Annotated in this window: 11 protein-coding genes; 8 read left to right on the top strand and 3 right to left on the bottom strand. The window is 45.1% G+C overall.

What is annotated here, in order from left to right:
- Positions 1 to 153: 153 nt before the first annotated feature.
- The 6 genes from secA (at position 154) to ribA (ending at position 7,337) form a co-directional block, all read left to right on the top strand.
- Positions 154 to 2,886, top strand: coding sequence for a preprotein translocase subunit SecA (gene secA, locus A3738_RS15330; protein WP_068477418.1), 2,733 nt, complete (start codon positions 154 to 156; stop codon positions 2,884 to 2,886).
- Between the two features lie 17 nt (positions 2,887 to 2,903).
- Complete coding sequence (argJ, locus tag A3738_RS15325) at positions 2,904 to 4,133, top strand: bifunctional glutamate N-acetyltransferase/amino-acid acetyltransferase ArgJ (RefSeq protein WP_068477416.1); 1,230 nt, start codon at positions 2,904 to 2,906, stop codon at positions 4,131 to 4,133.
- A 3-nt stretch (positions 4,134 to 4,136) separates the two neighbouring features.
- The gene (locus A3738_RS15320; protein WP_068474672.1) at positions 4,137 to 5,105 is read left to right on the top strand and encodes a Nudix family hydrolase; all 969 of its coding nucleotides are present in this window, start codon (positions 4,137 to 4,139) and stop codon (positions 5,103 to 5,105) included.
- Positions 5,105 to 5,593 (top strand): cyclic pyranopterin monophosphate synthase MoaC, encoded by a 489-nt coding sequence (gene moaC / locus A3738_RS15315; RefSeq protein ID WP_068473122.1) that lies wholly within the window; start codon positions 5,105 to 5,107, stop codon positions 5,591 to 5,593. Before A3738_RS15320 ends, moaC begins: the two co-directional genes overlap by 1 nt.
- Before the next feature lie 56 nt (positions 5,594 to 5,649).
- Entirely contained in the window at positions 5,650 to 6,666 is a 1,017-nt protein-coding gene (gene moaA, locus A3738_RS15310) for a GTP 3',8-cyclase MoaA (RefSeq protein WP_068477414.1), read from the top strand.
- A 65-nt stretch (positions 6,667 to 6,731) separates the two neighbouring features.
- Entirely contained in the window at positions 6,732 to 7,337 is a 606-nt protein-coding gene (gene ribA / locus A3738_RS15305) for a GTP cyclohydrolase II (RefSeq protein ID WP_068477412.1), read from the top strand.
- Positions 7,338 to 7,431: 94 nt separating this feature from the next.
- Here the strand turns inward: ribA and dxs are convergent, their stop codons facing one another.
- From dxs to A3738_RS15290, 3 genes are all read right to left on the bottom strand, one after another.
- The gene (gene dxs, locus A3738_RS15300) at positions 7,432 to 9,330 is read right to left on the bottom strand and encodes a 1-deoxy-D-xylulose-5-phosphate synthase (RefSeq protein WP_068477410.1); all 1,899 of its coding nucleotides are present in this window, start codon (positions 9,328 to 9,330) and stop codon (positions 7,432 to 7,434) included.
- Between the two features lie 76 nt (positions 9,331 to 9,406).
- On the bottom strand, positions 9,407 to 10,294 hold the full coding sequence (locus A3738_RS15295; RefSeq protein WP_068477408.1) for a polyprenyl synthetase family protein: 888 nt from the start codon (positions 10,292 to 10,294) through the stop codon (positions 9,407 to 9,409).
- An 11-nt stretch (positions 10,295 to 10,305) separates the two neighbouring features.
- A complete protein-coding gene (locus A3738_RS15290; protein ID WP_068477406.1) occupies positions 10,306 to 10,563 on the bottom strand; it encodes an exodeoxyribonuclease VII small subunit in 258 nt (85 codons plus the stop codon).
- Positions 10,564 to 10,806: 243 nt separating this feature from the next.
- Between A3738_RS15290 and pomA the strand changes: the two genes are divergently transcribed.
- On the top strand, positions 10,807 to 11,571 hold the full coding sequence (pomA, locus tag A3738_RS15285; protein WP_068477404.1) for a flagellar motor protein PomA: 765 nt from the start codon (positions 10,807 to 10,809) through the stop codon (positions 11,569 to 11,571).
- Between the two features lie 7 nt (positions 11,572 to 11,578).
- Positions 11,579 to 12,228: flagellar motor protein MotB (locus tag A3738_RS15280; RefSeq protein WP_304440109.1), on the top strand; the 650-nt coding region annotated here is incomplete at its 3' end.

Genomic DNA, 12,228 nt, shown 5'->3' with positions numbered 1-12,228 from the left:
ACATAGCCCTCGAAGGGTTTGCCTATCCCTCTTTATACCTTAGAATGCTCGGTGCGATAGCCGAGATGTATTTCGCCTTGAGTTTAATAAACTTGGCCTCACATCTATATCTTCAAATATCCATAATACGAATTAATAACACAGTAGAATCTTATGTTTTCATCGGCACTAACCAAGCTTTTCGGAAGTAAGAATAAGCGTGAGCTTAAACGCATGGGCAAAGTCGTTGCTCAAATCAACGCACTAGAAGAATCCATGTCGTCATTGAGTGATGATGCGCTTAAAGCGAAAACTACCGAGTTTAAGGAGCGGGTAGCTAACGGTGAATTACTAGACAAGCTTTTGCCTGAAGCGTTTGCAGTTGCTCGTGAAGCCGGTAAGCGTGTCATGCAAATGCGTCATTTTGATGTGCAGCTGATTGGCGGCATGACACTCCATCAGGGGAAAATTGCTGAGATGCGTACAGGTGAAGGTAAAACGCTAGTAGCGACCTTGCCTGTGTATTTGAATGCTCTTTCTGGCGAAGGCGTGCATGTTGTAACGGTTAACGACTACTTAGCAAAACGTGACTCTAAGTGGATGGAACCTCTATATAACTTCTTAGGTTTAAGTGTTGGGGTTGTATATGGCGGTCAAGAGCCTGCAGAAAAGAAAGCAGCTTATCAGTGTGATATCACCTATGGGACTAACAACGAATTTGGGTTTGACTATTTGCGCGATAACATGGCGTTTAGTGCCGAAACAAAAGCGCAGCGTGGTTTAAACTTCGCGATTGTTGATGAGGTTGACTCGATCCTTATCGATGAGGCGAGAACACCTCTTGTTATTTCAGGCCCTGCCCAGGACAGCTCAAAGCTATACAAAGCAATTAAAGGAATCATCCCGCTATTGAAGAAAGCGGAAGTCGGTGAAGATGGGAAGCCGTTAGATGACGGTCACTTCATTCTTGATGAAAAAGCGAAGAGTGCTGAACTCACTGAATCTGGTTTAAGTTATCTAGAATCAGTGTTTATTGAGCACGGCTTGTTGCAAGAAGGTGATAGCCTTTATGCGCCTGGTAACCTTGTTCTGCTTCATCACACTTCATCGGCATTACGTGCCCAACATCTGTATCACAAAGATGTTGATTACATCATTCAAGACAAGCAAATCGTGATTATCGATGAACATACCGGCCGTACGATGGCAGGTCGTCGATGGGGCGAAGGGCTTCATCAGGCGATTGAGGCGAAAGAAGGCTTAGCGATTCAAGCAGAGAGCCAAACTCTCGCATCTACTACCTTCCAGAACTTCTTCCGTATTTACGACAAGCTTGCTGGTATGACTGGTACGGCGGATACCGAAGCGTACGAATTTAATCAAATATACGGGCTAGACGTGGTTGTTATTCCAACGAATAAAACTATTGCTCGTATTGATCATAACGATCTTGTTTATTTAACGCAGGAAGAAAAATTCCAAGCAATTATTGATGAAGTTAAAGCAGTTGTTGCAGCCCAACGCCCAGTACTTGTTGGCACAGCGAGTATTGAGTCGTCTGAATATTTGTCAGGTTTGCTGAAAAAAGCAGGTATTAAACATAGCGTTCTGAACGCAAAGCATCACGCTCAAGAAGCTCAGATCGTTGCGCAAGCAGGTCTTCCAGGTACGGTCACGATAGCGACCAACATGGCGGGCCGTGGTACCGATATCGTTCTTGGTGGTAACTGGGAAGCTGAAGTCAAAGCGCTCAAAAACCCTGATGACGCAAAAATTGAAAAGATTAAAGTAGAGTGGAAAGCACGTAACGAAGCCGTGAAAGAGGCTGGTGGTTTACACATACTTGGTACTGAGCGACACGAATCTCGCCGTATCGATAATCAGTTACGTGGTCGTGCTGGTCGTCAGGGTGATCCAGGTAGTACGCGTTTCTTCTTGTCTTTAGAAGATAACTTAATGCGTTTGTTTGCTTCAGATCGTGTTCGAAACATCATGCAAGCATTAGGTATGGATAAGGGCGAAGCGATTGAACATAAGATGGTTAGTAACGCGATTGAGAAGGCGCAACGTAAAGTCGAAGGGCGTAACTTTGATATTCGTAAAGCGCTTCTTGAATATGATGATGTTGCTAACGATCAGCGTACAGTTGTCTATGAGCAGCGTAACGAGGTAATGGCCCGCGATGATATTAGTGATATCGTCGGCGCGGTTCGTGAAGAGATCGTGAACGAGGTTGTGAGTGATTTTATTCCACCGCAAAGTATCGAAGACATGTGGAATATTCCTGGTCTTGAACAAGCCTTGAAAGCGGAATTTGCAATCGAGTTACCCGTGCAAGAATGGTTGAAGGCTGATGACAATCTGCACGAAGAACCATTGCGAGAGAAGATTCTTGAAGCGGTTGTTGCTAAGTACAAAGAAAAAGAAGGGACCGCTGGCTCAGAGTCAATGCGTGCTTTTGAAAAGCAGGTCTTTTTACATATTCTTGATACTTTATGGAAAGAACATTTGGCGTCAATGGACCACTTACGCCAAGGCATTCATTTACGTAGCTATGCGCAAAAGAATCCTAAGCAAGAGTATAAGCGTGAAGCATTTGAGATGTTCCAAGATATGCTTGGGCGCTTGAAGCATGAGGTTGTAAAGGTAACAAGTCATGTTCGTATTCAGTCCGAAGAAGAGCTTGCTGAGATTGAGCGTCAGCGTCGCGAAGAGCTTGCTCGTCAATTAGGTGCAGCACAAACGCAGCATGATGCTGCTCCTGGTTCGGAAGAGGAATCAAATCAATCTGAAGAGTCTAAGGCTGAGCCTATGACGCGTGATGGCCGTAAAGTTGGTCGGAACGAACCTTGCCCATGTGGTTCAGGTAAAAAATATAAGCAATGCCACGGCCGCATTACGTCTTAAGTTGTTGAGGAAGTGTTATGGCTGTAGGTGCTGATTTTTTTCCTGAAATGCCTCCAATCAAAGGGCTAAAGATTGGTGTGGTTGAAGCGGGTGTCAGATACGCAGATCGAAAAGATCTCGTTCTATTTTCTGCTGAAGCGGGTTCTCGTGTTGCAGGTGTGTTCACCAAGAATGCATTTTGTGCAGCGCCGGTTCATATCGCTAAAAAGCACTTATCGATTATTCAGCAGCAAGACCAGCCATTTAGCCTTTTAATCAATACAGGTAACGCGAACGCGGGCACAGGTGAGCAAGGTTTTATTGATGCGCAGGCATGTTGTGAAGCAATTGCCGAACAGTTTTCTTATAGTGCTGAGCAGGTACTGCCATTTTCGACAGGTGTGATTGGTGAAAAGCTTGCTGAAGATCGAATTTGTACCGCTGCGCCATCATTAAAAAACGCTTTGAATGATAAGGCTTGGCATGATGCAGGCCTTGGCATTATGACAACAGATACGCGCCCAAAAGGCGCTTCTGTTCAGCTAGAATATGCTGGCAAAACCGTGACCATTAACGGTATTAGCAAAGGCGCTGGCATGATTAAGCCGAATATGGCGACGATGCTTTGTTTTATCTCGACAGACGCTAAGCTTCCGCAAGATCTCTTAAACGAACTTTCTTCTGAGTTGGCGGATCGGTCTTTCAATCGCATTACTATTGATGGTGATACTTCGACAAATGATGCTTGTATGTTGATTGCGACTGGCCAAGCGATGGATGTTGAAATATCAAAAAACGATGCTGATTACGTATCCTTCAAAACTGCTTTGTCAGATATCTATCTTGAACTTGCTCACGCGATTGTTCGCGATGGCGAAGGTGCTACTAAGTTTGTCACTATTCAGGTTGAGCAGGCGAACAGTGCTAATGAAGCTCTCGATTTAGCCTATACCATTGCTCATTCTCCTCTCGTTAAAACCGCCCTGTTTGCGAGTGATCCAAACTGGGGACGTATTTTGGCCGCGTTAGGACGTGCGCCTATTGATAACTTGGATCTTGATAAGGTCCAGATTTATTTGGGTGACGTAATGTTGGTTGAGAATGGGGGGCGTGCTCAGAGTTATTCTGAAGAGAAAGGACAAGCGATCATGGATGAAGAAGAGATTCTTATCAGACTTGTTCTGAACCGAGGAATAGTTAATGAGACAGTATGGACAACTGACTTGTCTCATCAATACGTCACTATCAACGCGGAATATAGAACCTAAGGTATGTCGGGCACTAAACGTGTTCATGTCGCGGTTGCGGTAATTCGGCAACCCTCAAAGCACGGTGCTAATATCTTGATCAGTAAGCGTGCTGACGATGCTCATCAAGGCGGCCTCTGGGAATTTCCCGGCGGGAAAGTCGAATCTTACGAGACGGTTCAACAAGCTCTTAAGCGAGAATTAAACGAAGAGCTTGGAATAGATATCAGGTCTGATATCTCTCCTTTAATTCAAATTCGTCACGACTATAGCGAAAAGCACGTTTTCCTCGATGTTTGGAATGTTGATGGCTTTGAAGGAGATGCGCGTGGGTGTGAAGGCCAGCCTTTGCAATGGGTGTCTCCAACCGCTCTTTCAGACTTAGATTTCCCAGAAGCGAACAAGCCGATTATTGATGCGGTTTGTTTGGGGCGTCGTTATCTTATTACGCCTCAATTTGATTGCTATGAAGATCTAGCTTCACATCTATCACAAGCAGAATCCAAGGGTTTTGATCTTATACAGTTGCGACAACATCATCTTAACGATGAGCTTTATATTTCGTGGGCTAGCAAGCTATACCAACAATTTCCAAATGTTCGTTTGGTGTGGAATAGAACGTTAAGAGTCATGGCTTCTCTTCCTGGAGATGCTTGGCATTTGAACGCGGAGCAGGCGCGGCAGGCTAAGCATGAGGGCTATAGCCTTCCATATTTGTTTGGTGTTTCATGCCATTCAAAATCTGAATTAGCATTGGCAGAGAGTGTTGGTGCAAACTATGCTCTATTGTCGCCGGTTCAACGGACACAATCACACCCAGATGCAGAACCATTAGGGTTAGCTAATTTTGAAGCCTTGTTAGAGGGGTGCAATATTCCCGTGTATGCGCTTGGCGGAATGAGAGATGAGCAATTGGGTGAGGTAATTCGTGCTGGCGGACAGGGCATTGCTGGTATCAGTACATGGCAAACGATTATAGAGGGAACGCGTTAATGGAAAATAAACTAACGCATGTCAATGAATCAGGTAATGCGCATATGGTTGATGTGTCGGGGAAGGCAATAACTGGACGTATTGCTATTGCAGAGGCTTATGTTGACATGAAGCCTTCAACCTTATCATTGATATTGAGTGATCAGATTGAAAAGGGCGATGTGTTAGCAGTGTGCCGAGTTGCAGGTATTATGGCAGCTAAAAAGTGTTCTGAACTTGTCCCCTTGTGCCATGGTTTAAATTTAAGTGCTGTGAGCATTGATTTTGAGCCGCAAGACGTCAACGATTCGGCGCGCTTACGCATTGTTAGTACATGTAAGTTGAATGCGCAGACAGGTGTTGAGATGGAAGCGTTGACAGCTGTTAGCGTTGCTGCGCTGACTGTTTATGACATGTGTAAAGCTGTTGATAAAGCGATGCAAGTTAATGGCGTTCGATTGTTAGAAAAGCATGGCGGTAAGAGCGGCAGTTACTACGCAGACAATTAAATGCACTGCCAGTAATGGCATTAAAACACACGACGGTTCGAAACTAGAGACAATCTATGACTCAGACTAATCAAACGAATACAGCGCTAGTTGATCCTTTTGGACGAAAGATTAACTATTTGCGTTTGTCAGTTACTGACCGTTGTGATTTTCGCTGTGTTTACTGCATGGATGAAGAGATGACATTTGTTCCACGCAGTGAAGTCTTGAGTCTTGAAGAAATGCACCTTCTTGCGCGTGCGTTTGTTGAGCTTGGCGTTCAGAAGATCCGTTTAACAGGTGGAGAGCCCCTTGTTCGCAGTGGTGTCGTGGAATTATGCAAAAACATCGCGTCGATCGATGGTTTGCAAGAATTAGTCATGACTACCAACGGCTCTCAGTTGGCGCGTTTGGCTCCTGAATTAAGAGAAGCGGGTCTAGGCCGGTTGAACATTAGTCTGGATAGCTTAGATCCCGATAAATTTAAAAAACTTACTCGTACAGGTGATTTGCAAACAGTGCTTGACGGCATTCAGGCCGCAAAAAAAACGGGTTTCGACAATATAAAGCTCAATGCAGTCATACTTAAAGGTAGGAACGTTGATGAGGTCATTCCTCTCGTAGATTTCGCTGTAAAAGAGGGGCTTCATCTGAGTTTTATTGAAGAGATGCCCTTAGGTGCAATCAGCGAGCATTCACGTAAAGAAGAGTTCGTGAGTAGTGATGAGCTCAAACAGATTATTGCGAGTCATTACCCTTTAAGTGAGCAAGTTGATAATTCGGCGACTGATGGTCCTTCGCGATATGTGCAAGTCCTTGGAAGTTCCTCAAAAATTGGTTTTATCTCTCCGCATAGTAATAACTTTTGCTCAGCCTGTAATCGTGTTCGCGTGACGGCTGAAGGTCGACTATTGTTGTGTCTTGGTAATGAGCATTCTGCAGATCTGAAGCAGGTGATTAGACAAACAAACGGAGATATTGACGCCTTGAAAACTGCCATCATTAAGGCTTTAGATCTCAAACCTGAACGTCATCATTTTGATCTTAACTATGATCCTCAAATTTTACGCTTCATGAATGCGACAGGCGGTTAGAACTTGCTGCAAGCTAGAGTGTTTTTTGTGCTACAATCCGCGGCGATTTTTTTAGAGGACTGTTTGTGAGCATTCGTTTTGTAGAAAGTTGTCGTTTGCCAACACCTTTTGCTGTGTTTGATATGCATGGTTTTGAAGAGATTGAATCAGGGCAAGAACACGTTATTTTGAGTCTTGGTGATGTCGGTAATGGAGAGCCCGTTTTAGGTCGAACCCACTCAGAGTGCTTAACTGGTGATGGTTTGTTTAGTATGCGCTGTGATTGCGGCTACCAGTTAGAACAGGCACTCCAAAGTATCGCAAACGAAGGGCGCGGTGTGCTGATGTACTTGCGTCAAGAAGGCCGTGGTATAGGTCTTTTGAATAAGATTCGAGCGTACCATTTGCAAGATCAAGGTGCGGATACGGTAGAAGCAAATGAGCAGCTTGGTTTTGAAGCAGATTTGCGCGATTACAGTATTTGCGGCCCTATGCTGAAGCATCTTGGCGTTCAGTCACTAAAACTAATGACCAACAATCCACGGAAGGTAAAGGCGCTTACTGAAGCTGGTATTGACGTTGTTGAGCGTGTGCCTTTAGAGGTTGGACGCAATCCTCATAACGATGGTTACTTAAATACGAAGGCGAGTAAGTTAGGGCACTGGTTGAAAACGCATCAAGACGATGACTAGTGCGTGTCTATGGTGTTTTATCTAGCTTAATAAAAGCCTGAATTTTTGTTTGCGCGCCACATTTTATGGCGCGTTTTGCTTTCAGGTTTGGGATTTAAAGCGCATCTAGCTTCTGTTTAATACTTTCTTCTATGCCTTTGGCATCCAATCCGCATTGTGCGAGTAAGTCTTCCGGCTTACCATGATCTACAAACTCGTCAGGCAAGCCCAAGTGTAATGTTTGGGTGTTGATTCCGTTTCTCGATAGAAACTCTGAGACGCCAGCGCCGGCACCACCTGCGATCACATTTTCTTCCAACGTCACAAGTAATTCATGATCCTTGCATAGGGATAAAATCATATCTTCATCTAATGGTTTCACAAAACGCATATCGATGACGCTGGCATTCAGCTTATCGCCTACTTCTTTAGCTCGTTCAAGCAAGGCGCCAAAAGATAAAATAGCGACTCGATGGCCAGTCTTAACTTGGCGAGCTTTACCAATTTCGAGTGATTCCAGCGCTTTAATTATTTCGATGCCCGGCCCTGTGCCGCGTGGGTAGCGAATCGCTGCCGGGCCTTCAAATTCGAGTCCGGTTTGTAGCATGAGTCGACACTCTTGCTCATTTGATGGCGCCATAATGAGCATGTTTGGTATACAGCGCATGAAAGACAGATCAAACGCGCCTGCATGAGTTGCGCCATCAGCACCAACTAATCCTGCACGATCAACTGCAAAGGTAACGTCTAGGTTCTGTACAGCAACATCATGGACAAGTTGGTCATAAGCACGTTGTAAGAATGTAGAGTAAATCGCAACAACGGGCTTCAGCCCTTCACATGCCATGCCAGCAGCTAGTGTAACCGCATGCTGTTCAGCAATAGCGACATCGTAATAGCGTTCGGGAAATTGTTCGGCAAAAGATACAAGGTCTGATCCCTCTTTCATTGCTGGTGTGATCCCAATGATGCGTTGATCAGCTTTTGCTGCATCACAAATCCATTGACCAAAGATATTTGAGTAGCTCGGCTTTTTCTTGGCAGTTGCGATGTTTTGGTTGGCTTGCTTGGCTTCGATTTTGTTGATTGCATGGTAGCCAATAGGATCGGATTCGGCAGGAGCGAATCCACGCCCTTTTTTCGTGACAACATGCAGGAACTGAGGGCCGCTCATGTGGTTCATGTTATCAAGTGTTTGAATTAGTAGTGGCAGGTCATGGCCATCAATTGGGCCAATATAGTTGAAGCCTAGTTCTTCAAACAAGGTGCTTGGGGCCATTAGACCTTTGACATGCTCCTCGGTTTTACGAGCAAATTCACGAAGGCTCGGTGTGCCGCTCAATACACGCTTACTACCGTCACGTACTTGATTGTATGCCTTGCTTGAAAGGATTTGTGCTAAGTGATTTTTTAAGCCGCCAACATTGTTGGAGATCGACATGTCATTGTCGTTAAGAATGACGAGCAGGTTAGGATAAATGTCGCCTGCGTGGGCAAGTGCTTCAAACGCCATGCCAGCGGTTAACGCGCCGTCTCCGATGACTGCAATTGCTCTACGATTCTCACCTTTGTGTTTTGCTGCTAAAGCCATGCCAAGTGCGGCACTGATGGAAGTGCTCGAGTGGCCAACTCCAAACGTGTCGTACTCACTTTCCGATCGCGTTGGAAAAGCAGCTGGACCATCCTGCTGACGAATGCGAGGCATAGCGTCTCGGCGGCCTGTCAGAATTTTGTGAGGATAAGCTTGGTGACCCACGTCCCATACTATGCGATCTTCCGGCGTGTTGAACACATAGTGCAAGGCAGCTGTCAGTTCAACGACTCCTAATCCTGCCCCAAAATGCCCGCCTGATTGTCCTACGCTATAAAGTAAGAAGTGCCGCAATTCGTAGCATAACTTTTCCATCTGCTCTGCAGATAGCAGTCGCAACTGGTGCGGAGATTCGATCTTATCGAGCAAGGGCGTAGACGGTCGCTCTGTTGGGATGTCGTTAAAAGTATGAAGATCGTACATCTGGTTCGCTGTTATGGTTTCGCTTGGGGTTCGAGTATATCAGAAAGTCTATTTTTCAAGGCTTTTTCTTCTTCGCTTAATGAATGCGTCTAATGACGTAATCTGCAATTTCTCTCAGTTCGTCAATATCACGGTCGTTTAAGCGATTGAGGCTAGATAGGCAATCTTTGTGCAGACCTTCTAGCTTCTCTCTAGCGCCTTCAAGACCTAGCAGGGAAACGTAAGTAGGTTTGTTTAGTGCCTCGTCTGCACCGGACGTTTTACCAATTGTTTCGGTATTGCCCGTCACATCCAAGATGTCATCTTGAACTTGAAATGCCAGTCCTAGCGCTCGAGAGAAATCTGCCAAGGCGGCCAATTCTTTTTCAGATGCCTCAGCACACAGTGCGCCCAGTTCCACTGCAGCGCTAATCAGCTTGCCAGTTTTGTGATGATGCATGACTTCAAGCTGTTTTAATGACAGTGCTTTGCCTACCGAGTCTAGGTCAATTGCTTGACCAAGTACCATTCCTTCAGCACCGCTTGCTTTTGCGAGTGTTTGAATCAGCTTAAGTTTTGTTGCGTTATCTTGAGGGCAGGAGTTTGATGAAACTAATTCAAACGCCAGCGCCTGGAGAGCATCGCCGGCAAGAATGGCTGTAGCCTCGTTAAATGCGATATGGCAAGTCGGCTGTCCCCTACGTAATGCATCATCGTCCATGGCAGGTAGGTCGTCGTGAATTAATGAGTACGCATGAATCAATTCGATCGCACATGCGGCATGCAATGCACTTTCTCTAGAGCAATTGAGGGCTTTTGCAGTAGTGATCGTAAGTAGTGGGCGAACGCGCTTACCGCCTAGTACAACGCTATAATGCATGGCTTTATGCAATTCAGTGTCTTTGCCACTTAGGTCTTCAATAAATTGCGAGAGCGCACGGTCAATCAGATCACGATAGTGACTAAAAAAGATAGGCTGTTCCATAGAGAAGCTTACTAGGCAGAGTCGCCGTCATGATCAGAGGTAAATGGTTTAGTGCTTAATTCGCCATTATCGTCAAGTAGCTCATGTACTCGTTGTTCTGCTTTTCGCAAAGTTTGTTGGCAGTTTCGAGTTAATTTAACGCCTTCTTCAAACGCTTCTAACGATTGCTCGAGAGATAGTTCGCCCTTCTCCATTTTATCGACAATAGCTTCTAGCTGTGCAAGAGATTGTTCGAAATCATTGAGTGCGTTGTCTTCGTTTATCGACATGCTGGCGTATATCTCCGTCCGATCCAAGTTTGTGGAAAATCACATATTCCAATGTGAAAAAAAAAGTTTAGTGACTACACTTTTTAAGTGCTCAAATTCATAAATAACAAGTATGCAAACTGGCGTGTATTCACAACTTTAAAGCTGGGTTTAAGTATAACGATTCATTGTTCCTCGTTGAACCTAATTTCGCCCTGCAATAACTGAAATATCAACCATATATGAGAGAAGAGGGTTCTTCATTTGGATCTCGCAACCCTAATAGGATTAATCGGAGGATTCGCCATTATTGCTTTTGCAATGGTGTTGGGTGGCTCTGTAGGGATGTTTTTCGACATTCCTTCTGTACTAATTGTGTTAGTTGGCTCACTACTCGTGTGCTTAATGAAATTTTCTCTCGCACAATTTTTAGGTGCAGTGAAAACCGTGGCAAAGGCCTTTATGTTTAAGCTTGATTCACCGGAAGAGTTAATCGGTGTGATCAAAGAGTTGGCTGAAGAAGCCCGTAAAGGTGGTTTGCTCGCTTTGGAAGGCAAAGAGATGGACAACAACTTCTTGAAAAGAGGGATTGGCTTGTTGATAGACGGGCATGATGCAGATGTTGTGCGTTCGTTATTGAGTAAAGATAAAGCGCAGACCTTAGAGCGCCACAAAACGGGCGCCCGAGTTTGGGAAGCTTTAGGAGATGTAGCGCCGGCGATGGGCATGATCGGTACTTTAATAGGTCTTGTCGCAATGCTATCGAACATGGATGACCCTAAATCCATCGGTCCAGCAATGGCTGTTGCCTTGTTAACCACACTTTACGGCGCAATGCTTGCTAACATGGTAGCCATACCTTTCGCTGACAAGCTAAAACTTAGGATGACAGAAGAGAATCTTATCAAGAGCATGTCGATTGATGCGGTGATGGCGATTCAGGCTGGCCAAAATCCTCGAGTAATAGAAATGATGTTGCGTAATTACCTTCCCGAAGGTGCGCGTGAAACTGAAGCAGAAACAGGTTAACGCGCACATGTCTGATCAAGAACATGAGTGCGAAGAATGCAAACCGGGGCTTCCTGCTTGGATGGGAACCTTTGCAGACTTAATGTCTCTGCTCATGTGTTTCTTTGTATTGCTTCTATCGTTTGCTGAAATGGATGTTTTGAAGTTTAAGCGTCTTGCTGGCTCCATGCGTGAAGCATTTGGTGTTCAGAAACAAGTCGAAGTGAATCAAGTCCCTACTGGCACCAGTGTGGTAGCACTAGAGTTCGCGCCGGGAAAACCAGAGCCAACGCCCATTCGGACAGTCATGCAACAAACGACTAATCCCAACGAGCAAAGTTTAGAGTTGATGTGCGATCAATCAACACCGCGTGAGGCTGCACATGAATGTACCGATGCATTGGATGAAAATGATAGGGAAATGCTAGAGCTGCAACAATTATTGGTTTCTACTGTCACTAAGGCTGCTGAGGAAGCAGAAGATCAGGCTCTCGAAATTGCGTCTTTTCTAGAGAAAGAAATTTCAGAAGAATTAATCGAATTAGAAACTCAAGGGCGCAAAATTATTATACGAGTTGAAGAGAAAGGGTCGTTTTCTTCAGGTTCAGCGCATCTGGAAGATGATTTTTTACCTATTTTGGACAAGCTCGTTGACCTACTAGGCTCTGTTCAGGGTAG

The organism is Oleiphilus sp. HI0066, assembly GCF_001635725.1.
This window is presented reverse-complemented; position numbering and strand designations above follow the sequence as displayed.